This is a genomic window from Amycolatopsis sp. ATCC 39116 (assembly GCF_000231075.2).
Taxonomy (GTDB): Bacteria; Actinomycetota; Actinomycetes; order Mycobacteriales; family Pseudonocardiaceae; genus Amycolatopsis_E; species Amycolatopsis_E tucumanensis.
Genome location: NZ_AFWY03000054.1, coordinates 26371 through 53254, shown reverse-complemented (window position 1 = coordinate 53254; position 26884 = coordinate 26371). Strand labels below are relative to the sequence as shown.

Here is a 26884-nt window from a genome sequence, read left to right as displayed (position 1 = left end):
GGAGTGGGCAGCGCGCGGGGCGGCGCGGGTCCGGCCTGCGGAGGGTTTGGCGCATCCGGCCACCGGCCGCCATTCCGGTGCGGGACCGCGCGCCGAAACATGGGCAACGCGCTGGGGCGGCGGGTGGTCCGGCCCGCCAAGGCCTCGGACCACCAACGCTTCGGCGCGCGTTGCCGGCTGGAACCTGAGGTGCGAAGGACTAGCGGGTCGGCCTTCCGGAGGGATGGCGCGCTGCCCCGCATCGGTGCACTACCCGCCGGGGCAGGCCCACTCGTCCGCGTACCACCTCAGGTTCGGCGGCTCGTCTGGAACCGTTGCTGGTAGGCCCTCGGCGAGACGCCCGTGTGCTGCACGAACACGCGCCGCAGGGATTCGGCGCTGCCGAAGCCGCTCGCGTAGGCCGTGGCGGTCACCGGGTGGCCCGCGTCGAGCAGGGACTTCGCCGCGTCGAAGCGGATCAGTTCCACGTACTTGGCCGGTGTGGTGCCCAGTTCCTCCTGGAAGAGCCGCGTCAGGTGGCGGGTGCTCAGGCCCGCCCGCGCGGCCAGCTTCGGCAGCGAGTGGTCCCCCGCCGGGTCCGCCGCGACCGCGTCGCACACCGCGCGTAGTGGCGGGGTCTTCGGGGCCGGGCCGCGCAGCGACGGCGAGAACTGCGACTGCCCGCCGGGCCGCTGCAGGAACACCACCAGCGACCGCGCCACGCGGCGGGCCAGCTCGGGCCCGTGGTCGCGCTCCACCAGCGCCAGCGCCAGGTCGATGCCTGCCGTGACCCCGGCGGAGGTGAACACCGGCCCGTCCTCCACGAAGATCGCGTCCGGCTCGACCTGGATCGCCGGGTGCGCGCGGGCCAGCGTTGCGGCGTGCTGCCAGTGCGTCGTGGCCCGGCGGCCGTCCAGCAGTCCCGCCGCGGCGAGCACGAACGATCCCGTGCAGATCGACGCGATCCGCTTCGCCCGGCCCGCGATGGTCCGCGCCGCCTCGGCCAGTTCCGGCGGGACGGCGTGCGCGGGGAACACGTCGCCGCCCATCACCAGAGCCGTGTCCAGCGGCCCGGTGTCCGCAACGTCGGCGTCGACGGGGATCCGCATGCCGGTCGACGACGACACGTCCCGCCCGCCGACCGAGCACAGCACCAGCCGGTAGTCCGCGCCGAACCGGTTGGCCTCGGCGAACACCTCGCTCGGCCCGGCCACGTCGAGCAGCTTCACCTCGTCGAACACCAGTAGCGCCAGCCGCCGCACGCGCACCTCCACACGTCCCGATCTGTGGAGAGTACGTCGCGAATCGAGGAGCGCAGGCAACCCCGCCGCTGCGACGCTCGAGGGGACCAGAAAGGACACCACCGATGACCACCGTGATCGCCGGCATCACCATCCCCGACTCCGCGCTCGCCGCCGAAGCCACCGAGCTGGTCCGCGACGCTACCGACGACCTGCTGTTCCACCACTCGCGCCGGGTGTTCCTGTTCGGCTCACTGCAGGGCCGCCGCCTCGGCCTCACCGCCGACCCGGAACTGCTCTACGTCGGCGCGATGTTCCACGACCTCGGCCTCACCGAGAAGCACCGGGGCGCGACGCAGCGGTTCGAACTCGACGGCGCCGACGAGGCCCGCCGCTTCCTCGAATCCCACGGCGTGCCCGAGGACTCCGTGCGCAAGGTGTGGGAGGGCATCGCCCTGCACACCACCCCCGAGGTGCCGTGGCGGCTGGAACCCGAGGTGGCCCTTGTGACCGCGGGTGTGGAGACCGACGTGCTCGGCATCGGCCGGGACAAGCTGGCCGATGCCGACCTCGCGGCCGTCGTCGCGGCCCACCCACGCCCGGACTTCAAGCGCCGCATCATCCAGGCCTTCGCCGACGGCTTCCGGCACCGCCCGGACTCCACCTTCGGCACGGTCAACGCCGACGTCCTCGAACACGTCGACCCCGCCTACCGGCACATCGACTTCGTGGAGGTGATCCTCCGCAACGACTGGCCGGAATGACCCGGTGACCTCCTGCCACAACCACCGGTGGTCCGGCGACGCGTGTCGTTTGTTGGACCGCCGGGCCGCGCGTCGGGTCCAATGCTCGCCGCCGGGAACCGACCAGGAGGAGTTGGCGGGATGCGATCTTTCGTCCACCTGCACGTGCACACCGAGTACTCGATGCTCGACGGTGCGGCGAAGATCGCCCCGCTGTTCGCCGAGGCGAGTCGTCTCGGCATGCCCGCGGTCGGGATGACCGACCACGGCAACATGTACGGGGCGGACGAGTTCTACCAGCAGTCGCGCAAGGCCGGGCTCAAGCCGATCATCGGCATCGAGGCCTACATCGCGCCCGAATCGCGCTTCACGAAGCGGCCCGTGTTCTGGGGACAGGACCAGGGCGGTGACGTGTCCGGTGGTGGTGCGTACACGCACATGACGATGCTGGCGGAGAACGCGACGGGGTTGCGCAACCTGTTCAAGCTGTCGTCGCTGGCCTCGATCCAGGGCTACTACCGCAAGCCGCGGATGGACCGGGAGCTGATCGCGGAGAACGCCTCCGGCATCATCGCCACCACCGGCTGCCCCTCGGGTGAGGTGCAGACCCGGTTGCGGCTGGGCCAGAAGGCCGAGGCCATCCAGGCCGCCTCCGACTACAAGGACATCTTCGGGGCGGACAACTTCTTCCTGGAGCTGATGGACCACGGCCTGCCCATCGAGCGGTCGGTGCGCGAGGGGCTGCTGGAGATCGGCAAGCTGCTCGACCTCAAACCGCTGGCCACCAACGACTCGCACTACGTCACCAAGGACCAGGCCGACTCGCACTCGGCGTTGCTGTGCGTGCAGTCGGGCAAGACCCTCAACGACCCGAACCGGTTCAAGTTCGACGGCGACGGCTACTACCTGAAATCGGCCGCCGAGATGCGCGAGTACTGGGACACCGAAGTCCCCGGCGCCGCCGACTCCACCCTGCTCATCGCCGAACGCGTCCAGTCCTACGAAGACGTCTACACCCACAAAGACCGCATGCCCGTCTTCGAGGTCCCCGAAGGCCACGACGAAGCGAGCTGGTTGCGTCACGAGGTGCGGGCCGGACTCTACTGGCGTCTCCCCGGCGGGGTCCCGCAGACCTACCTTGATCGGGCGGACTACGAACTCGACGTCATCATCCAGAAAGGTTTTCCCGGCTATTTCCTGATCACCGCGGACCTGATGGCGCACGCGCGCCGCACGGGCATCCGGGTCGGCCCGGGCCGGGGTTCCGCCGCCGGGTCGCTGGTCGCTTACGCGCTGGGCATCACCAATCTGGACCCGCTCGAACACGGGCTGCTGTTCGAACGCTTCCTGAACCCGGAACGCGTGTCGATGCCGGACATCGACATGGACTTCGACGACCGCCGCCGCGGCGAGATGATCCGCTACGCCACCGAGAAGTACGGCGCCGACCGGATCGCGCAGGTCATCACGTTCGGCACCATCAAGACGAAGGCCGCGATCAAGGATGCCGCCCGGGTCCACTTCGGACAGGCCGGGTACGCGATCGCGGACCGCATTTCGAAGGCCCTGCCGCCCCCGGTGGCCGCGAAGGACATCCCGCTGTCCGGCATCGTGGACCCGCAGCACGAGCGCTACGGCGAGGCCGCCGAGGTCCGCACGCTGATCGAGACCGACGAAGAGGTCTCCACGATCTTCAACACCGCCCGCGGCCTGGAGGGCCTGATCCGCAACGCGGGCGTGCACGCCTGCGCGGTCATCATGTCCAGCGAACCGCTGATGGACGCCATCCCGCTCTGGCAGCGCGACGACGGGTCGATCATCACCGGGTGGGACTACCCGTCCTGCGAGGCCATCGGCCTGTTGAAGATGGACTTCCTGGGCCTGCGCAACCTCACCGTCATCGGCGACGCCATCGACAACATCAAGGCCAACCGCGGCATCGACATCGACCTGGACACCCTGCGCACCGACGACGCCGCCACGTTCGAGCTCCTCGCACGCGGTGACAGCCTCGGCGTCTTCCAGCTGGACGGCGGTGCGATGCGGGACCTGCTGCGCCGCATGCGCCCCACCGATTTCGAGGACATCGTCGCGGTCAACGCCCTCTACCGGCCCGGCCCGATGGCGATGAACACGCACAACAACTACGCCGACCGCAAGAACGGCAGGCAACCCGTCGAGCCGATCCACCCCGAGCTCGCCGAACCGTTGCGCGACATCCTCGCCGAGACCCACGGCCTGGTCGTGTACCAGGAGCAGATCATGCACATCGCGCAGAAGGTCGCCGGCTACTCGATGGGCCGAGCGGATGTTCTGCGCCGCGCGATGGGCAAGAAGAAGAAAGACGTGCTGGAGAAGGAGTTCGAGGGCTTCCACGCGGGCATGCGTGCCAACGGTTTCTCCAGTGAAGCCGTTCAGGCGCTGTGGGACACGATCCTGCCCTTCGCCGGGTACGCCTTCAACAAGTCGCACGCCGCCGGGTACGCGCTCGTCGGCTACTGGACGGCGTACCTGAAGGCGAACTACACCGCGGAGTACATGGCCGCGCTGCTCACCTCGGTGGGTGACAACAAGGACAAGTCCGCCGTCTACCTGTCCGAGTGCCGCCGCCTCGGCATCAAGGTGCTGCCCCCGGACGTCAACGAATCCGGCCAGCGCTTCGCCGCGGTCGGCGACGACATCCGCTTCGGCATGGGCGCCGTCCGCAACGTCGGCGCCAACGTCGTGGAGTCGATCATCAAGACCCGCCAGGAGAAGGGCAAGTACTCCTCCTTCACCGACTTCCTCGACAAGTCGGAGCTGGTGGCCTGCAACAAACGGGTCATCGAATCACTGATCAAAGCCGGCGCGTTCGACTCCCTCAGGGCCACGCGCCTGTCTCTGAGCCAGATCCACGAGGACGCGGTCGACGCGGTCGTGCCCCTGAAACGCCAGGAAGCCATGGGGCAGTTCGACCTGTTCGGCGCCGAGCCCGCGCCTTCGTCGTCGCCGCTGGCGCACCTCAAGTTCGGCGACGAGGAGTGGCCGCGCAAGCAGCTGCTCGCTTACGAGCGGGAGATGCTCGGCCTGTACGTGTCCGCGCACCCACTGGACGGCGCCGAACGAATCCTGCGCAAACACGCCCCACGCCCGATCGCCGCGATCCTGGACAACCCGCCCAAGGAAGGCGAGCTGGTCATCTCCGGCCTGATCACCTCACTGGAGCGCAGGGTCAACAAGAAGGGCGAACCCTGGGCCATCTGCACGGTCGAGGACATGGACGCCTCACTGGAAGTCCTGTTCTTCCCCAAGTCCTACGCCCTGTTCCAGGCCGACCTCATCGAAGACAACGCCGTCCTGGTCAAAGGCCGCGTCAACTGGCGCGAGGACAAGATGTCCGTCTTCGGCGGCGGGGTGGTGGCGCTGGACCTGTCCGAGCCGGGCGAGGCGCCGCTCGTCCTGCGCGCCCGGCCGGAGAATCTCACGCTGCCGGTCGTCCTGGAACTCAAGCAAACGCTACTCGCCCACCGCGGCGACACCCCCGTGCACGTCAAGCTCCTGGGCCGCCGCGAGCAGACGTTCGCCCTGTACGACTACCCGGTCGAGGTGACGCCGATGCTCCTCGGCGAGCTGAAAACGATTCCAGGCATCACGCTCTGACGTCCGGGCGCTCCCTCAGCGAGCGCGAGGGAAACCGTTCGCACCTGCCCCAACCTCCTGGAATCGATTCCAGCCATAAGGTATTGACGTCAGGCCGGTTCCCCAGGCGAGAGCGATGCCAGCCATCACACCCCCTGACACCCGGCCCGCTCCCCCAGCGAGCACGAGGGAAAACCGTGCGCACCTGCCCCAACCTCCTGGAATCGATTCCAGCCATCAGGCAGTGACGTCAGGCCGCTCCCCGGCGAGTGCGAGCACCGTGCGGGCCTGCTCCAGCATCGCCACGTCGAGGAAGGTGCCGTCGGTCAGGGCGATCGCCCCGACGCCGGCCGCGGTGGCGTCGTCCAGCCGGGACAGCACCTCGCGGGCCCGCGAGACTTCCTGTTCGCTGGGCAGGAACGCGGCCCGGATGGTCTCCAGCTGCGCCGGGTGGATCGCGGTGCGCCCGCGGAACCCCAGCGCCCGCCCCGCGCGGCAGGACGCGGCGAGCCCGTCCAGGTCGCGGACGTTGGTGTAGGCCGACATCACCGGCGGCACCAGGCGGGCAGCGCGCGCGGCGACGACCACCCGGCTGCGCGCCCAGGTCAGCCCGGCCTCGTCGGTCACCCCGAGGTCGGAGCGCAGATCCGCTTCACCGAGGCCGATGGAGGCGACCTGCGCCGACGCCGTCGCGATCTCCAGTGCCCGCTCGACGCCGAGCGCGGATTCGATGAGCGGGTGCAGCTCCCGGCCGGGCAACGCCTCGGCCAGCGCGTGGATCTCCTGCGCAGACTCGACCTTCGGGATCCGCGCGCCCACCTCCACCGGCAAACCGGCCAGAGCCGCCAGGTCCGCCGTGTGCCACGGCGTGCTCGCGTGGTTGATGCGCACCTGCACGCGGCGGGCGAGCGACTCCGACAGCAGCCGCACCGCGTTCGCTCGCGCCTCGTCCTTGCGAGCCGGGGCGACGGCGTCCTCCAGGTCCACGAGCACGACGTCGGCGGCCGAATCCAGCGCCTTCGCCACCCGGTCGGGCCGATCGGCCGGCACATACAGCAGGGTCAACGCCGGAGCGCTCACACCACACCCTCCTCACGCAACCGCACCACCACCGACGACGCGAAACCCAGCACCTTCACCACCCGGTCCCGCCGGTCGGCGGGCACGTACAGCAAGGGTCAACGCCGGCGCGCTCACACCACACCCTCCTCACGCATCCGCGCCACGACCAACGGCGCGAACAGCGCCTTCGCCACCCGGTCCGGCCGATCGGCCGGCACATACAGCAAGGTCAACGCCGGGGCGCTCACACCGCACCCTCCCCACGCATCCGCGCCACGACCAACGGCGCGAACAGCACCTTCCCCACCCGGTCCCGCCGGCCAGCCGGCACCAGAGTCAACGCGGGCGCGCTCACACCGCACCCCCCTCACGCAACCCCGCCACCACCGACGACGCGAAACCCAGCACCTTCACGACCCGGTCTGCGGGCGCATGCAACAGAGTCAACGCGGGCGCACTCACACCGCACCCTCCTCGCGCAACCGCGCCACCTCGGACGGCGCGAAACCCAGCTCCCCCAGCACTTCGTCGGTGTCCGCGCCGTGCGCACGGCCCGTGTGGGCGATGACCCCGTCGTGGCCGGACAGCCGGAAGATGGGCCCCTGCATGAGCGTCGGCCCCAGCTCTGGGTCCTCGATCTCGTGGATCGTGCCCAGGGCGCGGAACTGCGGGTCCTCGACGATGTCCTCGGCGTCGTAGATCGGCGCCACCGCGGCCTGCGCGGCCTCGAACTCGGCGACCACCTCGTCGCGAGTGTGCCGCGCGATCCACCCGCCCACGGCCTCGTCGAGCTCGTCGGCGTGCTTCGCGCGCTCGGCGCCGCTGGCGAACCACGGCTCGTCGATCAGGTCCGGCCTCCCGACCAGCCGCATCACGCGCTCGGCGATCGACTGCGCCGACGTCGACACCGCGACCCACTGCCCGTCGCCGGTGCGGTAGGTGTTCCGCGGCGCGTTGTTCACCGACCGGTTGCCGGTGCGCGGCTGCACCGAGCGCAGCTGGTCCCACCGCGTGATCTGCGGCCCGAGCATCGCCAGGATCGGCTCCACGATCGCGGTGTCCACGACCTGACCGCGCCCGGTCCGCTCACGCGCCGACAGCGCCACCATGATCGCGTACGCGGTGGCCAGCGAGGCGATGCCATCGGCGAGCCCGAACGGCGGCAGCGTCGGCGGCCCGTCCGGTTCCCCGGTGGCGGCGGCGAACCCGCTCATCGCCTCCGCGAGCGTGCCGAACCCGGGCCGCCGCCGGTACGGGCCGATCTGCCCGAACCCGGTGACGCGGGCGAGCACGAGCCGCGGGTTGCGCGCGGACAGCTCGTCGTAGCCCAGGTCCCAGCGCTCCAGCGTGCCCGGCCGGAAGTTCTCGATGATCACGTCCGACCGCTCGGCCAGCTTCAGGAACACCTCGCGGCCGCCGGGTTTTCCCAGGTCGGCGGTGATGGTGCGCTTGTTGCGGCCGAGCGTCTTCCACCACAGGTTGACGCCGTCCTTGGCGACGCCGTGGTTGCGCGCCGGATCGGGACGGCCGGGGTGCTCGACCTTGATCACCTCGGCGCCCATGTCGCCCAGGTGCATCGCGGCCATCGGGCCGGCGAACAGCGTGGCGGCGTCGACGACGCGCAACCCGGCCAGCGCCCCGGCGGCGGGGTCCCGGGAGACGGTCACGCGGTCACCTCCGGCAGGTCCCAGGCGCAGCGGAACCCCACGGTCGCGCCGCGCGCCAGCCCGAGCCCGGGCAGGAGCAGCTTCACGCTGTAGTCCGGGTCGCGGCGGCCGCCTTCGACGTACCAGTCGGAGCCTTCGGCGCGGTAGTCGCAGCCGCCCTTGAGCATCACGAACCGGGTGCGCCCGTCGGAGTGCTCGCTCTCGGTCCAGTTCCACACGGCGGGCTCGCCGCGGCGCAGCAGGCCGCTCTCGCCCGCGAGCTGCCATTCGTCCTCGGTGGGCAGCCGCCCGCCGCGCCACGCGCAGTACGCGCGGGCGTCGTCGAGGTCCACGTAGGTCACCGGCGCGTCGGCGTCGGTGTTCCAGGCGAGGAACCGGTGCGGTTGCGCCGGCCGGTAGCCGGTCCGCTCCAGGAACTCGGTGAACTGCGCGTTGGTCACCTCGGTCACCGCGACGGCCACCGCGTTCGCGAGCACGCCGTCACGCTGGAGGGTGCGCGCGTCGTGCAGCCGCGGCGGCAGCGGCTTCCACTCGTCGACGTACGGCGCGCCCTGGTACATCCCGGTCTCGCGGGCGCGGTAGCGGACGGTCAGCACGTACGGTCCGGCGGGCACGACCACCGCGTCCGGGTCGGGCGTGCCGGTGCTGCGGGCCGGCTGCTTGCGCACGGCGAGGCGGTGCGGGAAGCGGGCGTCCGGATCGTGCGGCACGTCCGGCAGTTCCTTCACCCACGCGGGTTCCGCCTCGGCCCGCAGGAACGCGGCGATCCCTCGCGCGGGCACACCCGGACCCAGCAACGGGATTCCGGGCGCGACCGGGCCGGTGTAGTCCTCGTCGCTCCGGTTGACGACCGTCCACAGTGTCTGGTCACCGAGGTCCCAGCGGGAGCCGTACACCCCGGCCTCCTCCGCGCCGGGCGCGAGTTCGGCCAGGGGCGTCCACTCGCCGTGCAGCAGCAGGTCCTCGGCCGCCCGCTGGACGGTCACCATGCGCCGCACGGTCGCCGCGTCCCGGCGCGACCAGCCGACCCACACGCCGAAGACGACCTCCCACACCATCACGCCGACGCCGTTGAGCCACGCCGACTGGAGTTCCTCGGTGTGGTCGCGGTGCCAGCGCCGGACGTGGTGCTGCATGTGCCGCCGCTCGTACCAGTGCGCGCGCAGCACGCCGGGCACGGGCGAGTCGGCGAAGAACTGCGCCCATGACGACGCGTGGTCCTCGATCCGCTCGACCGGCAGCTTCGACTCGCCCTCCAGCACGATCCCCGGCTTGGCCCGCTCCAGGGCCTCGACGAACTCGGGTTCCGCCTTCTTGAGGGTGTCCAGGAAGACGCCGTCCGCGCCGAGGTCGGCGACCAGCGACGCGAGCTCCTCGAGGTCGTCCCCGGCGCGGCGGGTGCCGACGTCCCACGGGTTGTAGTCGACGAACACGTGCAGGCCCGCATCGTGGAACTGCCGCACGAGATCCGTCAGCCCGGGCACGTCGCGGTAGAAGTCCCACTGGTTGCGGTCGTCAAGGCCGATCACCGGGTAGGCGTGCCACAGCACGACGGCGTCCAGGCCGGCGAACCGTTCCCGGGCGTCGGCGAGGAACCGCTCCGGCGTGAAGCGGCCCTGTTCGAAGTCGTAGAGCAGCTCGTCCCACAGCCACACCTGCGCGACCGTGCGGCACCGCGCCGCCCACGCCGCGCCGGGCCGCTCGTAGGCCGCGCCGGTGTAGCCGTGCCGCCCTTGGGCGTCCGCGCGCCACTCGCGCAGCCGCTCGCGCCACGCCGGGCGGTCGGCCGGATCCGCCGGGCCCGCGAAGATCTTCGCCTCGTCCAGCGCGACCAGCTGGTCCTCGGTGAGCGGGCCGAGCGGGACCTCGGTGGGCCGGTCGATCGGGCGCGGCACGAGCGGGTCGAACGTGTAGGTCATTTCGCGCTCTCCTCGACCTCCGCGACGGTGGGCACGGCGTCCTGCGCGCCGGGCCGGGTGACCGCGAGGGCGGCCGCGGCGCCGGCGAGCCGGGCGGCGCCGGCCAGGTCCAGTCCGCGGGCGAGCCCGGCCGCGAGCACGCCGCAGAAGGTGTCCCCGGCGCCCGTCGTGTCGACCGCGTCCACCTTGACGCCCGGCACCCGCACGGGCTCGCGGTCCCGTTGCGCCACCAGGGATCCCTCAGCGCCGAGCGTGATCACCACGGCGGGCACCCGCTCCAGCAGCGCCGCGGCCAGCTCCTCTGGCGCGGCCTGGGTGTGCGCGAGGTCGGCGGCCTCGTACTCGTTGACGATCAGCAGGTCGAGCGCGGCCCAGACGTCATCGGGCAGGTCTTGCGACGGCGCCGCGTTGAGCACCATCCGGGCGCCCGGCCGTCGCGCGGCGGCGGCCGCGCGGACCATGTCGAGCGGGATCTCCAGCTGCGCCAGCACGACGTCGGCGTGCGCGATCCGCTCGACCTGGGCAGCGGTCAGTTCGAGGCGCGCGTTCGCGCCGGGCGCGACCACGATGGCGTTCTCGCCGTCCGGGGAGACGGTGATGAGCGCGGTCCCGGTCGGAGCGTCCACACGGGACACCAGGTCGACGCGGACCCCGGCTCGCTCCAGGGAGGCCAGCAGCAGATCTGCGGACTCGTCGCGGCCCAGGGCGCCGACGAACGTGGTGTCCGCTCCCCCGGCCCGCGCCGCGGCGACAGCCGAGTTCGCGCCCTTGCCACCGGGGGTGCGGCGCAGGTCGCCGCCGAGGATCGTCTCCCCGCCACCCGGATGGCGCGGCACGTCGACGACGAGGTCGACGTTGGCCGAGCCGACGACCACGACCTGCCCGGTCATGCGGCACCTCGTTCCACGGTCAGGGCGGCCGTGCGGGCCGCGAGGTCGGTGATGCGCTGCTCCCCGCCCGGCAGCGAGGTCGCGATGCGGTCGTCCAGCGGTTTCGCCCACTGGTCCGGCACCCCGTGCAGGGCGCCGACGACGCCGCCGACAGTAGCGGCCGCCGAGTCGGTGTCCCAGCCCGCCGTGACCGCGATCGAAATGCTCGGGCCGAACTCGCCGCCGCCCCTGGCCAGCGCGAAGGCGATGACGGCCGCGTTGTTCAGGACGTGGACCCAGTGCAGGTGCCCGTACTCGGCGTGCAGGCGGTCCAGTCCCGCGTCGACGCCGAGACCGGCCAGCGACCGTCCGAACCGGACGGCCTGCGCGAGCCGGCTGGCCGGCGGGATCACGGTTTCCGCCGCGTCCAGCACCTCGTCGGCGGTGCCGCACACCATCGACGCCGAGGCGAGCGCGGCTGCCCACATCGCGCCGTAGATGCCGTTGCGGGTGTGGCTCAGGCGGGCGTCGGTCCACGCCATCCGGGCCGCGGCGCGCACGTCGCCCGGCGAGACCCAGCCGAACACGTCGGTCCGGATGAGCGCGCCGATCCACTCGCGGAACGGGTTGTGGTGCGTGGCGGTCTCCGGCACCGGGCGGGCGTCCAGGATGTTGCGGTAGGCGGCGCGCTCGGCGGTGAACACCCGCCCGGCGGGGAGGTTGTCCAGCCACAGCTGCGCGACGTCGTCGGTGGTGAACCCGCGGCCGCGCTGCTCCAGGAGCGTGAGCGCGAGCATCGGGTAGTTGAGGTCGTCGTCCTCCGGCATCCCGTCGATGTTCTCCGCCAGCGAGGTCGGGGCGGAGCGGCGGTTCCACGGCCACCGCGCGGCGACCTCGTCCGGCAGGCCGACGGCGGTGAACCAGCGGTCGAGCGGCCAGCGGCCGGTGGCGCGCAGGATCTCCTCGATGCCCTCGCGGGGGATCTTCTCGACCGGCTTGCCGAGCAGGCACCCGGCGGCGCGGCCGGTCCACGCGTCCAGCACGCGCCCGCTGCCGCCGGGCAGTTCCGGCGCGGGCGGCAGCAGCCCGGCGATGGCGTCCCAGTCGTCCGGCTCGTGCGGCGCCGGCGTGGCGGGCAGCGCGGCCAGCTCGTCGAGCAGGGCGCGGGCCAGCGCCCGCAGCTCCGGGGTGGCCGGCCGCGGACCGGCGCCGCTCACCGCGGGCACCGGGTCGCCACCGGCCGCGACCCAGCGGTCCCGGATAACGGTGACGTCCCGGCCCTCGGCGGCGGACTGCACCAGCTCGTGGGCCAGCAGGTCCTCGGGCTGCGCCCAGGTCAGCCTCACGACCGCTCCCCCATCCGCCGCGGCGCCGTCCCGGCCTGCGCCGTGCCCACCTGCCGACTCACCGGCCCCGCCGGCCGCGCGATCACCACCGGATCCCGCCACTCCAGCCGCACAGTCACGCCACCCTCCTCACACAACCCCCAGCTGATGTCGTCCCGCACCGTCACGCCTGGTCCAGCGCGTCCAGCGTCCGCAGCCGCGCCAGTGCGCGTTCCCGGTCCGCCTTCAGGATGTCCGCGGCCGCCGCGGCCATCAGCCGCCCGGTTTCGCGGAGGTCCATCCTGCTCGCCTCGCCGATCGCGTCGATCCAGTCGGCGGGCACGACCGCCGTGCCACCGAGACCGGCGCACAACGCGCCCGCCATCACCGCGATCGAGTCGGCGTCCCGGCCGTAGTTCACCGCGCCCAGGACCGCGCCGCGGTAGTCGCCGCGGTGGCCGAGCACGAACCCGAGCGCGGCGGGCAGCTCCTCGATCGACTTGGTGCGCGACGGGCGCCGCGCGTCCATCGACATCTGCCGGTACTGCGGCCCCACCGAGTCGTAGGGCGCGACTGTGTCCCGGATCAGCCGGGCCAGCTCCCGCTCCTCGTCGTCGTTGGACGGTGCGGAAGTCCAGCCGTCGAAGGCGTCCACCACGGCGCGGAGGGCGGCGGCGGTGCCGTCGTGCGCGAGGTCCAGCGCCGCGGCGACCACGTCGTCCAGCGTCGCGCCGGGGGCGACCGACGCCGCGACCATCGCCGCGAACACGCCGGCCGCCTCCCGGCCGTAGCTGGACTGGTGGGCGCCGGTCAGGTCGATCGCCTCGGCGTAGGCGCCGCGCGGGTCCCCGGCGTTGGCGAGCCCGACCGGCGCCACGTACATCGCGGCGCCGCAGTTGACGACGTTGCCGACCCCGGCCTCCCGCGGGTCGACGTGCCCGTAGTGCAGCCGGGCGACGATCCACTTCTCCGCCAGGAACACCCGCTGCAGCAGCAGCGCGGTCGACTCCAGCTCGGGCACCCACCTGGGTTCGCCGATCATCAGCGGCACCAGGTCCTCCGCCATCGCGTACGCGTCGAGGTGCGCGCGGCGCTTCGCGTACACCTCGACGAGCGCGCGGGTCATCAGGGTGTCGTCGGTGACGTGCCCGTCCCCCTTGTGGTACGGCGCGATCGGGCGCGCCTCCCGCCAGTTCGGGAACCACGGCCCGACGATGCCGGTCACCCGGCCGCCGTGGCGCTCCTCGATCTGTTCCGGGGTCCACCCCTCGGTGGCGCCACCCAGCGCGTCCCCCACGGCCGCCCCGGTGATCACCGCCACCGCTCGGTCTTCCAGCCAGGTCACCGGCTTCACGTTTCCCTTCCAGATGGTCCGGTCGCTACCGGTTGATGGAGTTCCAGCCGTCGGTCAGTTCCTTCGACAGACCGTTCGCGTCGATCTGCTTCGCGAGGAACTTCTGGTAGGCCGGGGTAGCGACGGTGTCCTTCCACTGCGCGTACTTGTCGACGAACAGGTACGGCGCGGAGGTGAGGTACTGGCCCGAGGACAGGATCTCCTTCCAGCCGTTCTGCGCGCCGAGCTTCGTGGTCAGCGCCTCGCGGGCCGAGGTGGTCGCCGGGATCAGCGCGTCGGCCTCGTTGAGCGCGGCCAGGTTCTCGGTGTTGGTGAAGAACTCGATGAACTGCGCGGCCTGCTCGACGTGCGCGGAGTCCTTGTTCACCGACAGCGTCTGCGGGTTGGCGGCCTGCGCGGGACCGGCGGGGCCGGCCAGCGGCGGCAGCACGACCCAGTCGAAACCGGCGGGCGCGTCCTTGGCGATGTTCGCGGCCTGGAACGAACCCTGGATCGTCATCGCGGTCTGCCCGGCGTAGAACGGCGCCAGCGCCTTGGAACCGGACTGGGTCAGCGTGACCGGCAGGATCGAGTTGTCCTGGTGCGCCATGGCGTCCACCAGCTGCGGCAGGGCCATCTCACCCTGGCCGACGCTGATCTTCGCGTCGGTGCCGGTGCCGTCGAAGTACTTGCCGCCGAAGCCGGGCGCGAGCGCGACCATCGCGGCGGTCGGGCTGGACAGGCCCCAGCCGAGGCCGTAGGCGCCGTCGCGGGTGGTCGCCTTCGCGATCTCCCGCAGCTGGTCCCAGGTCATCGTGTCGCCGGCCGGGATGGTGACCCCGGCCTTCTGCAGCAGCGCCCGGTTGGCGAAGACCACATAGGACTGCAGCTCGGTCGGGTAGGCGATCACCTGGTTGTCCACGGTGACCGAGTCCAGCACGCCCTTGGGGATGTCGGTCTTCTTCTGCTCCGACAGGTACGGCGTGAGGTCGGCGAGGTAGCCGTCCTTGGCGAACGGGACGACGCCGGCGGCCTCGTAGTGGATGATGTCCGGCGCGCTGCCCGCGTTGAACTGCGTGATCAGCTTGTCGTAGACGCCGTCCCAGCCCGCCTGCACGACCTCGACCTTGACGTCGGGGTGCGCCTTGTTCCAGTCGTCGACGATCTTGTTCGTCGCCGCGATCGCCGCGGGCTGGTCCGACAGGGACTGGAACTTGAGCGTCACCGGGCCGCCGGGGCTGTCACCGCCGCTGGAGCACGCGGTGAACAGCAGGCTCGCGGCCGCCGCGAGCGCGGCCGTCACCAAACGTCGAGACTTCATTGACCGACCTTTCGTTTTCCGGGGGTTCATCCCTTCACCGCCCCGGCCATCAGCCCGCTGGTGAGCCTCCGGCGCAGGATGGTGAAGAAGACGATGCTGGGGATCGCGGCGAGCACGGCGCCCGCGGCGAGCGGGCCGAGGGACACCTTGCCCTCGCCGCCGATGAACATGTTCAGCGTGATGGGCAGCGTGTAGTTCTCCGGCGACTGGAGCAGCACCAGCGCGAAGAAGAACTCGTTCCAGGAGGAGACGAAGCTGAACATCGCGGTGGCGACGATGCCGGGCATCAGGAGCGGGAACACGATCCGGCGCAGCACGGTCCACCGGCCCGCGCCGTCCATCGCGCCGGCCTCTTCCAGGTCGACCGGGATCGCGCTGACGTAGCCCTGCAGCATCCACAGCGCGAACGGCAGCGTGTAGGTGGTGTGCACCAGCGTCAGGCCGGCCAGGCTGTCGGCCAGCCCGATGGTGCGCAGGATCAGGAACAGCGGCAGGATCACCAGGACCACGGGGAAGACCTGGGACACCAGGATCCAGCCGACGCCGGCGGCGCGGATCTTGCCCTTGAGCCGGGCGAGCACGTAGGACGCGGGCAGCGCGATCACGATGACCAGCGCGGTGGACACCAGCGCCACGACCAGGCTGTTGCCCGCCGAGTGCACCAGGCCCTGCCGGTCGAGCGCTTCGGTGTAGTTGTCCCAGTGCCATTGCTGCGGCAGCAGGCTCACGGTGAGCGAGTTGAGCTCGCCGGAGGACTTCACCGACGCCGAGATCAGCCACAGCAGCGGGAAGCCGAGGAACAGGATGTAGGCCGCCAGCGCCAGGTACTGGGCGGGACGCACGAGGACGCGCATGTGGTCACCGCCCCCGCTCGGCGCGGTCGTCGCGGAACTGCGACCGCAGGTAGACCGCCAGCAGCAGCACGACGATGATCACGAGCACGAGCCCCATCGCCGCCGCGTAGCCGATGTTGCGGTTCTTGAACGCTTCGAGGTAGATGAAGAGCACCGGCACCATCGTCTTTCCGCCCGGCCCGCCCTCGGTGAGGACGTAGACCAGCGAGAACGAGTTGAAGTTCCAGATGAAGTTCAGCGACGTGATCGAGGTGACGATCGGCCGCAGGCTGGGCCAGGTGACCGCGGTGAACCGCCGCCACGCGCCCGCGCCGTCCACCGCCGCGGCCTCGTGCAGGTCCTGCGGGATCTGCTGCAGACCGGCCAGCAGGGTGACGGTGGTCTGCGGCATGCCGACCCACACGCCGACGACGATCACCGCGGGCAGGGCGGTGGAGAAGTCGCCGAGCCAGTTGGTGTCGGCGGGCAGGCCGACGCTGCCGAGGAAGGCGTTGAGCGGGCCGCCGTTGGCCGAGTAGATCATCTGCCACATGATCGCCACGACGACCGGCGGCATCGCCCACGGGATGAGGGCGAGCACACGGGTCAGGCCCTGCAGCTTGAGGCCCGAGTTGAGCAGCAGCGCCAGGCCCATCGAGGCGGCCAGCTGCAGCACGGTGACGCCGACCGTCCAAATCAGACCGATGCGGAGGCTGTCCCAGAAGAACGAGTTGCCCGCCAGCTTGGTGAAGTTGTCGATGCCGGTGAAGTCGTAGTCGGGGTTGCGGACCAGGCGGGCGTCGGTGAACGCCAGCGCCAGGCCCATCACCAGCGGCGCGACGCTGAGCACCAGGATCGGGATCAGCGACGGCATCACCAGCGCGATCGCCTCGCGGCGGCGCGAGCGGGCAATGGTGCCCTTGCGGCGCTTGCGGGGCGCCGGTGCGGGCGCGGGGGCGCGGGTGTCCGCGGCCAGGGTCATCGCCGGCCTCCCTCGGTGAGCCCGCCCGCGGCGGGGACGGTGGAACCGCGCACGATCAGCTCCGGGCCGACGGTGACCTGCTGCGCGTCCTGGCCGGCGTCGTCGGCGAGGCGGAGCATGAGCTGCGCGGCGGCGCGCCCGCGCTCGGTGCTGCCGAGGGAGACGCTGGTCAGGGTCGGGTGGAAGACGCGGCCGATCTCGGTGTCGTCCATGCCGGTGACCGCGATGTCGTCCGGCACGGACAGCCCGAGTTCGCGGATGGCGTGGATGGCGCCGATGGCGAGCAGGTCGTTGGCCGCGACGATGGCGTCGAGGCGCTCCGGGGCCGCGGCGAGCAGGCGGCGCGCGGCGGTGAGGCCGGCGGCGACGGTGAAGTCCTTGGCGACCTCGGTGGTGTGGCCCGTGCCCGCGGCGGCTTCGAAGCCGCGCTGGCGGGCCTGGCCGGGGGTGGTGTCGAGGGGGCCGTTGAGGAAGCCGATCCGGCGGCGCCCGAGTTCCTTCAGGTGGCGGACCGCCTGGCCGATGCCGCCCGCGGAGTCGGTGGAGACCGAGCTGATGCCGTGGGCGTCCAGGGCGCGGCCGATGACCACGACCGGGACGGCGGCCTGCTGGATCTCCTCGATCAGGCGGTCGTCGGTGCGCAGCGGGCTGATGACCATGCCGTCGACGAAACCGCTGTTGAGGCTGCGCACCAGGTCGGCCGTGGAGGTCGAGGTGTCGCCGGTGGTCATGACCACGACGCGGTACCCGTGCGGCGCGAGGACCTCGTGGATGGCCCGCATCATCTCGACGTAGACCGGGTTGCCGATGTCGGCGACCGCGAAGGCGATCTGGAAGGTCTTCTTCATGCGCAGCGAGCGGCCGATGGCGTCCGGGCTGTAACCCAGCTCCTCCGCGGCGGCCCGGACGCGCTCGATCATGGCCGGGCTAGCGCCGGTGCCGTGCAGGGCGCGCGAGGTCGAGGCCAGAGACACCCCGGCTCGTTCGGCCACCTGCAGCAGCGTGGCCCGTGTAGACGTCATTGTCGCTCCGTCGTCGTTCGTTGCCTTGGAAACGTTTCCAACCCGTGACGCTCGGTGGTTGGAAACGATTCCAAGGGGCTGCGGGGAATAGTGACATCCGGTTCGAGGGGTGTCAACACCGGGGTGCGCGTGGGGTCGCGGTGGCGGCTTCGACGCTGGTCAGCGGGCGGCTGAGCTCGCGCGGCAGGCGGTGGCGCTCGCCCTACTGTTCGCGGCGGGGTTTTTACGCTCCGCTACGAGCTTCCCACACTCCGCGATACCCGCCGCGCTGCCTCGCCCGTGTCCTACGCTCCGCGATGCATCCCGCACTACCCCGCGCGTGAACCACTCCCCACGACGCCATCCGCGCTATCCCGCGCAAGCCACACGCCCGCGGCGCATCCCGCACTGCCCCGCGGGGCCACACGCCCGCCACGCATCCCGCGCTACCCCGCGCGGCCACACGCCCCGCGAAGCCACCCGCGCTACCCCACGCAAGCCACGCCTGCGATGCGTCCCGCGCTGCCCCGCCCGAATCACAGGCTCCGCGGTGCGACCTGCCTCCAGGTGCGAGCCGCGCCCGCGCCGCCACGCGGCCTCACGTCTCGCGCTGTCAGGCGCGTCGCTCCGCAGTGCGAGTTTCCCGTCCATGAGGGCGCCCCGAAGGTTGCGCCCGGGAGCGTCCACTTCAGACGCTGCGCGCGACATTTTCCGCAGCAGGTCAGCGAAAAGCGTCCGCGTTCTCCCGCGCCCACTGCTCGAACGTGCGCGGCGCTCGCCCGGTCACCTCGGCCACATCGGGGTGCACCGTGGCCTCGTCCAGCCTGCCTTCGGCGTAAAACTGGGCGAACGCCTCCACGTAGTCGGCCGGCATCGCCGCTGCCATCTCGGCCCGGGTCTCCTCATCGGACAGACCCACCGCGCGCAGGTCCCGGCCCAGCACACGCCCGAGCACCGCCACCTGCTGGGCAGGCAACAGCGCCTCGGGACCGGTCAGATCGTAGGTCCGGCCCTCGTGCCCGCCCCGCAGCGCCCGCACGGCCACCGCCGCGATGTCGCCCGGGTCGACGCACGCCGCGGGCACGTCCGGGTACTGCACACGCACCTCGTCGCCCGCCCGCAGCTGCGGCAGCCACCGCAGCGCGTTCGACATGAACGCGCGCGGCCGCAGGAACGTCCACGCCAGACCGGACTCCCGCACGGCCCGTTCGGACAGCGTCATGTACCGCGACACCGCGTTGTCCAGATCCGCCAGCGCGGCCGACCCGCCGGACAGCAACACCACCCGCTCGACACCGGCCGACCGCGCCCGCGCCAGCAGCCCCGGCATGTCCGCGTACCCGGACAGCAGGAACACCCCGGTCACGCCCTCGAACGGAACGCTCGCCGGATCGTTGAGATCGCCGACGACCGGCTCCGCACCGGGGACCACAGCGTCCGGCTTCCGCACCAGCGCCCGCACCGGCTCACCACTCCCGGCGAACTCGCGCACCACCGCCCCGCCCGCCGTGCCGGTCGCGCCAGTGACGAGAAACATCGCGCCCCCAGATGCCGGTCGAGTCCTGGACAATACCCGGTGTGAAGAAGATCGGGTTCCTTTCGTTCGGCCACCACCAGGCGGGCACGCCGACCCCGACGGCAGGCGACGCGCTGCGGCAGATGGTCGAGCTCGCCGTGGCCGCCGAGGAGCTGGGCGTCGACGGCGCGTTCCTGCGCGTGCACCACTTCGCGCCCCAGTTCTCGACACCCTTCCCGCTGATGGCGGCGATGGCCGCGCGCACCGAGCGCATCGAGCTCGGCACCGGCGTGATCGACATGCGCTACGAGAACCCGCTCTACATGGCCGAACAGGCCGCGGCCACCGACCTGCTCAGCGGCGAACGGCTGCAGCTCGGCATCAGCCGCGGCTCCCCCGAACCCGCGCTGCACGGCGCGTCCGCGTTCGGCTACGTCCCGGCCGACGGCGAGACCGACGCGGACATGGCGCGCAAGCACACGGAGATCTTCCGGACCGCGATCGGCGGCAGCGGCGTCGTCCGGGCCGATCCGCGGATGACCGGCCGCGGCGGGATGCTCGCGATCCAGCCGCAGTCGCCGACGCTGTACGAGCGGATCTGGTGGGGCAGCGGCACCCGCGCCACCGCGAAGTGGGCCGCCGAGCAGGGGATGAACCTGATGAGCTCGACGCTGCTCACGGAGGACACCGGGGTGCCGTTCGACGAGCTGCAGGCCGAGCAGATCGAGATCTTCCGCGCGGAGTGGGCGCGCCAGGGGCACGTCCGCGAGCCGCGGGTGTCGGTGAGCCGCAGCGTCATCCCGATCACCACCGACGTCGACCGGCGGTTCTTCGGGCGGGAACGGGACAGCCAGGACCAGGTCGGCTGGCTCGACGGCGGGGTGGCGCGGTTCGGGAAGACCTACGCGGGCGAGCCGGACGTGATCGCCAAGCAGCTCGCCGAGGACGCGGCCGTGCAGGCGGCGGACACGGTCCTGGTGACGGTGCCGAACCAGCTCGGCGTGGACTACAACGCGCACCTGCTGGAGTCGATCGTCCGCGACGTCGCACCCGACGCCGGCTGGCGCTGAAACGTTCGCCGCTCGTTCACCGGGTCCTCATGTGCGCGGCCGAAGATCGCCGGGTGCGTAGAACACTGGCGATCATGCTGATGCTGAGCGGAATCCTGCTGACCTCGGTGGCGCCCGCGAACGCGAGCGAGCCGCGGCAGCGGGTGCTGTCCGTGCTGAGTTTCAACATCCACCACGCGCAGGGCACCGACGACGTGCTCGACCTCGCGCGCGTGGCCGGGGTGATCCGGGACAGCGGCGCCGACGTGGTCGGGCTGCAGGAGGTGGACCGGCACTACTCGGCGCGCAGCGAATGGGCCGACCAGGCCGCCGAGCTCGCCCGGATGCTCGGCTACCACGTGGTCTTCGGCGCGAACATCGACCGGGACCCGCCCGCCGCCGGCAGCCCGCGGATCCAGTACGGCACCGCGATCCTGTCCCGCTACCCGATCACCGCGTGGGACAACACGCACCTGTTCCGGTCGCCGAACCAGGAGCAGCGCGGCCTCCTGCACGCGGTGCTGGACGTGCGCGGCGTGGCGGTGCACGTGTACGACACACACCTGGCAGCGAGTTCCCAGGTGGACCGGCTGGAGCAGACCCGGCAGATCACGGAGCTGATCGGCGACATCACGCCTGCGGTGCTCGTGGGCGACCTGAACGCGCTCCCGGAGGCCCCGGAGATCGCCACGCTGAACGCGGCCTTCACCGACACGTGGCCGGTGTCCGGGAAGGGCGCGGGCGCGACGTACCCGGCGGAGGCGCCGGACCGGCGGATCGACTACATCTACGCGTCGCGCTCGGTGCAGCCGCTGGTGACGCGGGTGCTGGACGGGGATCCCGTCGCGTCGGACCACTTGCCGCTGATGAGCCGCCTGCTCGTGCGGCACTGAGTTTCAGGCGCGCTGGCAGCAGTGGCCCTTTGCCGCCGTGGTCCGCGGATGTCCGCGCAGCGTGGACAGTTCCGCGGCCCCCGGCGCTCCTGGCTCGCGCCGACGCCAACTGGTCGAGGTGGACGGTCAACGGACCCTCCGCACGCGGAGGGTCCGGCCGGCTGGCCGGCACGCCGAGGGTCGGCCAGCCGACGGCCCGCCCGGTGGGCGGGCATCGACCGCCGGGCGACCACGCCCGCCGTGGACGGTCAGCGGACGGCCAGCGCCCGGCAGGCGGCGCGCGGTTGCGCATTGGCCGACGAGCCCGCCCGGTTGACCTCCCAGTGCCTCCAGCCGCATTCGCTGAACACGACGGCGAACACGGCGGTCGAGCGACCACACCGAGGCGGACGCCTCCGACACCTCCGCCGGCGGCCAGCAGTGGCGCGCCAACCTATGAAGCCTGCCCGATTGACCTCCCAGCGCTCCCAGCTGCGCTCACCGGCACATTCCACCCCGGAACGACCAAGCCAAGGCCGATACTCAGCGGGACTCCAGCACCACCGCCCAACGGCAGTCACCCACCAACCAACAAAACCCGCCCAGCAGACCACCCAGCGCCCCCAGCTACGCTCGCCAGACCACATCACCACCCGCCGAACCACGCCCGAGGCGGACACTCAGCGCGCCCGCAGCACCTCCGCCAGCCTGCCTTCGTGGTGGGCCGTCACCAGCGCCGCAGCCACGTCGCGCAGTTTCACGTTCCGCTGCTGCGACATCCGCTTCAGCGCGGCGAGCGCCTCGTCCGCCGTCTGGTGGCCGTGGTGCATCAGCAGGCCCTGCGCCTGCGCGATGACCGTCCGCGTCCGCAGCGCCGTCTGCACGTGCCCCAGCAGGCGGATGTTGTCGTGGTAGAGCGCGCTGTTGTCGAACGCCACGCCCGCGTGGAGGGTGAACAACAGCGCCAGGTCGTGTGAATCCTCGCCGAAACGGCCGCGCTCGGCGGAGAGCACGCTGAACGCCGCCCCGGACTCGGCGCCGGGCAGTGGCAGCGTCAGCGCGCTGCCGAACCCGTGCCGGCGCAGGTGCGCGCTGTAGGCGGGCCACCGCTCGTCCGTCGCGGTGTCGTCCACCCGCCGCGGCTCGCGGTAGGTCAGCGCCTCCGTGACCGGGTCCGGCCCGGACCCGTCGGTCGGCGGCTCCGGCAACGGCTTGCCCGCGGACGCGAGCACCTCGGCCGTCCCCGCCGCCGTGCGGACCGTGATGGACGCGCGGTCGCAGCCCGGCAGCAACGCGCAGGCACGCGCCACGTACCGGGACAGGGTCGAGGTGACGTCGTCGTCGTCCACCAGCCTGCCGATCTCGGCGAGTTCCTGCGCGATCGTGAGCACCGCGGGTGCGGACAGGAGCGATTCGCTCATGACACCTCGTCTCTTCCACGCGACCTGCCGGTCCTCGTCCGGCAAGCCTAGCCGGGCGATGCGGTAGGGTCGGTTGCGTCACGGTTATACAAGCAGCTGTGGCTCGCCAGTTTCCGTCGGCAGCGCGGTGTCCGTGTCCTGCCCTGTTTCGCGAGCCCACGAGCTTGCCCCAGGAGATACCAGTGACGAACCTGAAAGTGGAGTGGACCTACCGGCCGGACGCGCTCGTCGTGACCGTGACGGGTGAAATCGACGCCGGAACCGTCGTCCACCTGCGGGACGGGCTGGGGGCGGCCCGTGCGGGGGCGCCGGTGCCCCCGCCGCGCACGCTGGTTCTCGACCTCCTGCGCGTCGGATTCCTCGACTCGGGCGGCCTCGCGTTGCTGGTCGAGGTTTCGCGGGAGTGCGAGGCCGCCGGGCAGGAGTTCATCCTGGTCTGCACGAGCCGCCCGGTGCTGCGCCCGCTCGAGCTGACCGGGCTGGACCGGGTCTTCACGATCGCCTCGGCGGTGCCGTCGGCGGCCTGACGCTCAGTTCGGCAGACTGTCGTCCGGGTCCACCACGTGCCCGGAGTGCTCGGCGACGAACCGCGCCGAAATGGTGTGCAGCTTGACGTTCTCCCGCTGGGACTGCCCCACCAGGAGCTGGAACGCCTCGTCGGCGCTGATCCGCCTCGCCGCCATCAGGATGCCCTTGGCCTGCTCGATGACCCCGCGCGTGCGCATCGCCGCGCGCAACTGGCGCACCTGTTCCTGGGTGCGCAACGCGCGTCTGGACAGGTGCAGCACCGTGTCCACGACCGTCGCGTACAGCTCCAGGTACTTCTGGTCGACGTCGCGGAACCCGTGCTCGCCGAACCCGAACAGGTTGATCGCGCCCATCGCCTCGTCGCGCACCTGCAGCGGCGAAGCCAGGTAGCTCGCCACCCCGTGCCCGGCCGCGACGGCGGAGAACCCGGGCCACAACTCCCGCGCCGTGCCGACCTCGACCCGGACCACCTGCCCGGTGCGCGCCGCGCGCAGGCACGGGCCGTCGTCCTCGTCGTACTGCGCCGCGTCGATGCGCGTGGCGCGGTCGTCGGTCGAAGCCACCGATCGCGCGCCGGAATCGTCGAGCACCGTGATCGAGGCCATGTCGGCCCCGGGCACCACGCGCACGACCTGCTCGCAGACCACCCGCAGCAGCACGTCGAAGTCGTCGGTGTTCCCGACCGTGCCGGCCAGTTCCTCGAGTGCACGGGTCACCTCGTCGAGGTGTGCGAGCTGGCCTGCCGCACCGTCGCTCATCCTGGTCGTGTCCCTTCCTGGCAACCATCCGGAGCGGGGCGAGCGACCAGCGACAGACAGCACCGGGCCCGCACCCGGTCGCTGTCTGCTCAACAACCCGGCCGATATTACCCGGCCGCCCGGCGGGCGGATCGCAGGTCAGGCGCGGGTGCGGCGCGGCGCCGAATCCGGGCCGCGGCACGCGGAACCGCGGCACACCGAACGAGCCCAGCCGGAGTTCCTACGCGACCGCCGCCATGGCGTTCGCCGTCAGCTCCACCGACCGGACCCGGTCCGCGATGTCGTGTGCGTGGTGCGCCAGGATCAGCTCGTCGGCCTGGGCTTCGGTCGCGAAGTCCGCCAGGTAGGCGCGCACCTCGTCGGGAGTGCCGACCGCGGTGTAGCGCGTCATCGACGCCAGGCCGCGGCCGCGCGGCGAGGCCAGGAACGCGTCGATCTCCGCGTCGGTGAAGTTCGCCCCCGCGCGGCCCTGCGACAGCATCGCCCGGGTGCGCGCCCGGTACGCCACCGACCGCTGCGCCTCGGCCTCGTGGTGGTCCTCCGCCGCGAACACGTTCGCCCCGGCGATCACGTACGGCTCGGCCAGCTGCTCCGACGGCTGGAACCGCTCGCGGTACAGCGAGACGGCCTGGTGCAGCGAGTCCGGCGCGAAGTGCGACGCGAACGCGTACGGCAGCCCGAGCTGGGCGGCCAGCTGCGCCCCGAACAGCGACGAGCCCAGGATGTAGAGCGGCACGACGCCCTCGGCCCGCGGCACGGCCCGCACGCCCTGCACGGCCTTGCCGCTCAGATAGGCCTGCAGCTCCAGCACGTCCTGCGGGAACGAATCCGCCGACATCGGGTCGCGCCGCAGCGCCACCATCGTCTGCTGGTCGCTACCCGGCGCCCGGCCGAGCCCGAGGTCGATGCGTCCCGGGAACAGGGTCTCCAGCGTGCCGAACTGCTCGGCGATCACCAGCGGCGAGTGGTTGGGCAGCATGATCCCGCCGGCGCCCAGCCGGATGGTCGACGTGTGCTCGGCGACGTGCCCGATCACCACGCTGGTCGCGCTGGAGGCGATGGACGCCATGTTGTGGTGCTCGGCGTACCAGACCCGCCGGTAGCCGCTGCGCTCGGCGGCCTGCGCGAGCGCCACGCTGGCCGCGAAGCTCTCGCGCGCGGTCTGGCCGGGCGCGATCGGCGCGAGGTCCAGTACGGACAGGACTGGGGACATGACGGGCTCACCTTTTCCGGGTCACAGGTCGCGGTGCAGTCGCTCGGTGAAGGCGCGGATGCGGTCCTCGTCGCGCCGGTAGTAGGTCCACTGGCCCTGTCGCGTGGCCAGCAGGAACCCGGCGCGCTGCAGGATGGCCAGGTGCGCCGAGACCGTCGACGCGGAGGTGCCTGCCTTCTGCTGGATCAGGCCGACGCACACCCCCAGCCCGGCCGTGTCGGCGGCCGCCGGGAAGCTGGCCGCCGGGTCCTTGAGCCACTCCAGGATGCGCAGCCGCGTCTCGTTCGCCAGGGCCTTGCACTCAGGGAGCACCCGCACCGTCCTTCGACATTTCGCTAATTCCCGAAATTACTCCCGCCGATGAGGGGTCCGCACCATGACGCCGCTCACGGGGTGCGAGCGGCGGGTGGCGAGCTGCGCGAGGAGCCGCCGCCCGTCGTGGTGAACCACCGGGTTGCAGCCCGGCGCGACCGCCCGCCGCTCACGGGCACCACTGCCCGCGAGCGGCGCGGCGCGATCAACCCAGCTCGCGCAGCCGCAGCAACGGCGACCGCCCACCGGCACCACGGCCGTGAGCGGCGCGCGGGGCTCAGCCCAGTGCGCGCAGCCGCGGCAGGACGTCCTCGGCGAACTGCGTCAGGAACCGCTCCTGGTCGTGGCCGGGGCCGTGGAACACGAGGTGGTTCAGGCCCGCGTCCAGGTACGGCTTGATCTGCGCGACGGCCTCGTCCGGGTCGGAGGCCACGATCCACCGCTTGGCGACCTGCTCGATCGGCAGCTCGTCGGCCAGGCGCTCCATCTCCTCGGCCGAGGACACGCTGTGCTTCTGCTCCGGAGTCAGCGACAGCGGCGCCCAGAACCGGGTGTTCTCCAGCGCCTTCTCGTGGTCGCGGTCGTAGGACATCTTGATCTCGATCATCTTGTCGATGCCCGCGACGTCCCGCTCCGCCGCGGCCGCGCCCTCGGCGACCGCCGGCATCAGCTTGTCGTTGTAGAGCTCCATGCCCTTACCGGAGGTGCAGATGAAGCCGTCGCCGGCGCGGCCCGCGTACTTGGCCACCACCGGGCCGCCCGCGGCCACGTACACCGGCACCGGCTGCTCCGGCCGGTCGTAGATCTTGGCGTTGACCAGGGTGTAGTACTCGCCCTCGAACGACACGTTGTCGGTGGTCCACAGCTCGCGCATCAGCTTGATCGCCTCACGCAGCCGCGCGAACCGCTCCTTGAACTCCGGCCACTCCCGGCCCGACACCGCGATCTCGTTGAGCGCCTCGCCCGTGCCCACGCCGAGAATCACCCGGCCGCCCGACAGCAGCGACATCGTCGCGAACGCCTGCGCGATCACGGCCGGGTTGTACCGGAACGTCGGGGTCAGCACGCTCGTCCCGATCTGCACCCGGTTCGTCCGCTCGGCCACCGCCGACATCCAGGACAACGCGAACGGGGCGTGCCCGCCCTCGTGCCGCCACGGCAGGAAGTGGTCGGACACCATCACCGAGTCCAGGCCCAGCTCCTCGGCCCGCACGGCGTACTCGACCAGATCCCGCGGACCGAACTGCTCCGCCGAGGCCTTGTAGCCGACTTTCAGACCCACGTTCGTCCTCCCTCACACTGGTTGCTCACCTCCAACCTAC

Annotated in this window: 23 protein-coding genes; 5 read left to right on the top strand and 18 right to left on the bottom strand. The window is 71.7% G+C overall.

Annotated elements, in window-relative coordinates; genetic code table 11:
- Positions 1-287: 287 nt before the first annotated feature.
- Positions 288-1241 carry a GlxA family transcriptional regulator gene (locus AMY39116_RS0334820; RefSeq protein WP_235716275.1) on the bottom strand — a complete coding sequence of 318 codons (954 nt, stop codon included), beginning with the start codon at positions 1239-1241 and terminating at the stop codon, positions 288-290.
- Positions 1242-1345: 104 nt separating this feature from the next.
- Here AMY39116_RS0334820 and AMY39116_RS0334815 point away from each other — a divergent pair, with 104 nt between their 5' ends.
- Positions 1346-1984: an HD domain-containing protein gene (locus AMY39116_RS0334815; protein ID WP_020422215.1), complete on the top strand. Its 639-nt coding sequence runs from the start codon at positions 1346-1348 to the stop codon at positions 1982-1984.
- Between the two features lie 120 nt (positions 1985-2104).
- Positions 2105-5602 (top strand): DNA polymerase III subunit alpha, encoded by a 3498-nt coding sequence (gene dnaE / locus AMY39116_RS0334810; protein ID WP_020422214.1) that lies wholly within the window; start codon positions 2105-2107, stop codon positions 5600-5602.
- A 216-nt stretch (positions 5603-5818) separates the two neighbouring features.
- Here the strand turns inward: dnaE and AMY39116_RS0334805 are convergent, their stop codons facing one another.
- The 12 genes from AMY39116_RS0334805 to AMY39116_RS0334730 all read right to left on the bottom strand — a co-directional run bounded on the left by AMY39116_RS0334805 (position 5819) and on the right by AMY39116_RS0334730 (position 19430).
- Positions 5819-6661, bottom strand: coding sequence for a CoA ester lyase (locus AMY39116_RS0334805; RefSeq protein WP_020422213.1), 843 nt, complete (start codon positions 6659-6661; stop codon positions 5819-5821).
- Between the two features lie 440 nt (positions 6662-7101).
- Complete coding sequence (locus tag AMY39116_RS0334780; protein ID WP_020422208.1) at positions 7102-8310, bottom strand: CaiB/BaiF CoA-transferase family protein; 1209 nt, start codon at positions 8308-8310, stop codon at positions 7102-7104.
- Positions 8307-10229 (bottom strand): SUMF1/EgtB/PvdO family nonheme iron enzyme, encoded by a 1923-nt coding sequence (locus AMY39116_RS0334775; RefSeq protein ID WP_020422207.1) that lies wholly within the window; start codon positions 10227-10229, stop codon positions 8307-8309. The genes AMY39116_RS0334780 and AMY39116_RS0334775 overlap by 4 nt, the downstream gene beginning before the upstream one ends.
- Complete coding sequence (locus AMY39116_RS0334770; protein WP_020422206.1) at positions 10226-11119, bottom strand: ribokinase; 894 nt, start codon at positions 11117-11119, stop codon at positions 10226-10228. Before AMY39116_RS0334770 ends, AMY39116_RS0334775 begins: the two co-directional genes overlap by 4 nt.
- On the bottom strand, positions 11116-12444 hold the full coding sequence (locus tag AMY39116_RS0334765) for an ADP-ribosylglycohydrolase family protein (RefSeq protein WP_020422205.1): 1329 nt from the start codon (positions 12442-12444) through the stop codon (positions 11116-11118). The genes AMY39116_RS0334770 and AMY39116_RS0334765 overlap by 4 nt, the downstream gene beginning before the upstream one ends.
- Positions 12441-12563 carry a hypothetical protein gene (locus AMY39116_RS47955; RefSeq protein ID WP_255346914.1) on the bottom strand — a complete coding sequence of 41 codons (123 nt, stop codon included), beginning with the start codon at positions 12561-12563 and terminating at the stop codon, positions 12441-12443. Before AMY39116_RS47955 ends, AMY39116_RS0334765 begins: the two co-directional genes overlap by 4 nt.
- Positions 12564-12607: 44 nt before the next feature.
- The gene (locus AMY39116_RS0334755) at positions 12608-13768 is read right to left on the bottom strand and encodes an ADP-ribosylglycohydrolase family protein (RefSeq protein WP_235716274.1); all 1161 of its coding nucleotides are present in this window, start codon (positions 13766-13768) and stop codon (positions 12608-12610) included.
- 34 nt (positions 13769-13802) lie between these two features.
- Positions 13803-15077 carry an ABC transporter substrate-binding protein gene (locus AMY39116_RS0334750; RefSeq protein WP_027936484.1) on the bottom strand — a complete coding sequence of 425 codons (1275 nt, stop codon included), beginning with the start codon at positions 15075-15077 and terminating at the stop codon, positions 13803-13805.
- A 26-nt stretch (positions 15078-15103) separates the two neighbouring features.
- Positions 15104-15931, bottom strand: coding sequence for a carbohydrate ABC transporter permease (locus tag AMY39116_RS0334745; protein WP_020422201.1), 828 nt, complete (start codon positions 15929-15931; stop codon positions 15104-15106).
- Between the two features lie 4 nt (positions 15932-15935).
- A complete protein-coding gene (locus tag AMY39116_RS0334740; protein WP_020422200.1) occupies positions 15936-16892 on the bottom strand; it encodes a carbohydrate ABC transporter permease in 957 nt (318 codons plus the stop codon).
- Positions 16889-17914, bottom strand: coding sequence for a LacI family DNA-binding transcriptional regulator (locus AMY39116_RS0334735; RefSeq protein ID WP_027936483.1), 1026 nt, complete (start codon positions 17912-17914; stop codon positions 16889-16891). The genes AMY39116_RS0334740 and AMY39116_RS0334735 overlap by 4 nt, the downstream gene beginning before the upstream one ends.
- A 700-nt stretch (positions 17915-18614) precedes the next feature.
- Positions 18615-19430, bottom strand: coding sequence for an NAD(P)H-binding protein (locus tag AMY39116_RS0334730; RefSeq protein ID WP_020422198.1), 816 nt, complete (start codon positions 19428-19430; stop codon positions 18615-18617).
- Between the two features lie 41 nt (positions 19431-19471).
- Here AMY39116_RS0334730 and AMY39116_RS0334725 point away from each other — a divergent pair, with 41 nt between their 5' ends.
- Both AMY39116_RS0334725 and AMY39116_RS0334720 read left to right on the top strand, forming a co-directional pair.
- Positions 19472-20479 carry an LLM class flavin-dependent oxidoreductase gene (locus tag AMY39116_RS0334725; protein WP_020422197.1) on the top strand — a complete coding sequence of 336 codons (1008 nt, stop codon included), beginning with the start codon at positions 19472-19474 and terminating at the stop codon, positions 20477-20479.
- Positions 20480-20532: 53 nt separating this feature from the next.
- A complete protein-coding gene (locus AMY39116_RS0334720) occupies positions 20533-21351 on the top strand; it encodes an endonuclease/exonuclease/phosphatase family protein (protein WP_157358795.1) in 819 nt (272 codons plus the stop codon).
- A 659-nt stretch (positions 21352-22010) separates the two neighbouring features.
- Here the strand turns inward: AMY39116_RS0334720 and AMY39116_RS0334715 are convergent.
- Positions 22011-22751 carry a GAF and ANTAR domain-containing protein gene (locus AMY39116_RS0334715; RefSeq protein ID WP_020422195.1) on the bottom strand — a complete coding sequence of 247 codons (741 nt, stop codon included), beginning with the start codon at positions 22749-22751 and terminating at the stop codon, positions 22011-22013.
- A gap of 182 nt (positions 22752-22933) precedes the next feature.
- Between AMY39116_RS0334715 and AMY39116_RS0334710 the strand changes: the two genes are divergently transcribed.
- Positions 22934-23278: an STAS domain-containing protein gene (locus AMY39116_RS0334710; RefSeq protein ID WP_020422194.1), complete on the top strand. Its 345-nt coding sequence runs from the start codon at positions 22934-22936 to the stop codon at positions 23276-23278.
- 3 nt (positions 23279-23281) lie between these two features.
- On the opposite strand, the gene AMY39116_RS0334705 is transcribed toward AMY39116_RS0334710, so the two are convergent.
- From AMY39116_RS0334705 to fgd, 4 genes are all read right to left on the bottom strand, one after another.
- The gene (locus AMY39116_RS0334705) at positions 23282-24037 is read right to left on the bottom strand and encodes a GAF and ANTAR domain-containing protein (RefSeq protein ID WP_020422193.1); all 756 of its coding nucleotides are present in this window, start codon (positions 24035-24037) and stop codon (positions 23282-23284) included.
- Positions 24038-24257: 220 nt separating this feature from the next.
- Entirely contained in the window at positions 24258-25250 is a 993-nt protein-coding gene (locus tag AMY39116_RS0334700) for an LLM class flavin-dependent oxidoreductase (RefSeq protein WP_020422192.1), read from the bottom strand.
- A gap of 21 nt (positions 25251-25271) precedes the next feature.
- Positions 25272-25562, bottom strand: coding sequence for a metalloregulator ArsR/SmtB family transcription factor (locus AMY39116_RS0334695; RefSeq protein WP_020422191.1), 291 nt, complete (start codon positions 25560-25562; stop codon positions 25272-25274).
- A gap of 277 nt (positions 25563-25839) precedes the next feature.
- Entirely contained in the window at positions 25840-26844 is a 1005-nt protein-coding gene (fgd, locus tag AMY39116_RS0334690; RefSeq protein ID WP_020422190.1) for a glucose-6-phosphate dehydrogenase (coenzyme-F420), read from the bottom strand.
- Positions 26845-26884 lie beyond the last annotated feature (40 nt).

What these genes read in the sequence shown, in the direction of transcription:
- AMY39116_RS0334815 (WP_020422215.1), top strand. Translation starts at nt 1,346, where the DNA reads ATGACCACCGTGATCGCCGGCATCACCATCCCCGACTCCGCGCTCGCC.
- dnaE (WP_020422214.1), top strand. Translation starts at nt 2,105, where the DNA reads ATGCGATCTTTCGTCCACCTGCACGTGCACACCGAGTACTCGATGCTC.
- AMY39116_RS0334775 (WP_020422207.1), bottom strand. Translation starts at nt 10,229, where the DNA reads ATGACCTACACGTTCGACCCGCTCGTGCCGCGCCCGATCGACCGGCCC.
- AMY39116_RS0334770 (WP_020422206.1), bottom strand. Translation starts at nt 11,119, where the DNA reads ATGACCGGGCAGGTCGTGGTCGTCGGCTCGGCCAACGTCGACCTCGTC.
- AMY39116_RS0334750 (WP_027936484.1), bottom strand. Translation starts at nt 15,077, where the DNA reads ATGAAGTCTCGACGTTTGGTGACGGCCGCGCTCGCGGCGGCCGCGAGC.
- AMY39116_RS0334745 (WP_020422201.1), bottom strand. Translation starts at nt 15,931, where the DNA reads ATGCGCGTCCTCGTGCGTCCCGCCCAGTACCTGGCGCTGGCGGCCTAC.
- AMY39116_RS0334740 (WP_020422200.1), bottom strand. Translation starts at nt 16,892, where the DNA reads ATGACCCTGGCCGCGGACACCCGCGCCCCCGCGCCCGCACCGGCGCCC.
- AMY39116_RS0334735 (WP_027936483.1), bottom strand. Translation starts at nt 17,914, where the DNA reads ATGACGTCTACACGGGCCACGCTGCTGCAGGTGGCCGAACGAGCCGGG.
- AMY39116_RS0334730 (WP_020422198.1), bottom strand. Translation starts at nt 19,430, where the DNA reads ATGTTTCTCGTCACTGGCGCGACCGGCACGGCGGGCGGGGCGGTGGTG.
- AMY39116_RS0334715 (WP_020422195.1), bottom strand. Translation starts at nt 22,751, where the DNA reads ATGAGCGAATCGCTCCTGTCCGCACCCGCGGTGCTCACGATCGCGCAG.
- AMY39116_RS0334705 (WP_020422193.1), bottom strand. Translation starts at nt 24,037, where the DNA reads ATGAGCGACGGTGCGGCAGGCCAGCTCGCACACCTCGACGAGGTGACC.
- AMY39116_RS0334700 (WP_020422192.1), bottom strand. Translation starts at nt 25,250, where the DNA reads ATGTCCCCAGTCCTGTCCGTACTGGACCTCGCGCCGATCGCGCCCGGC.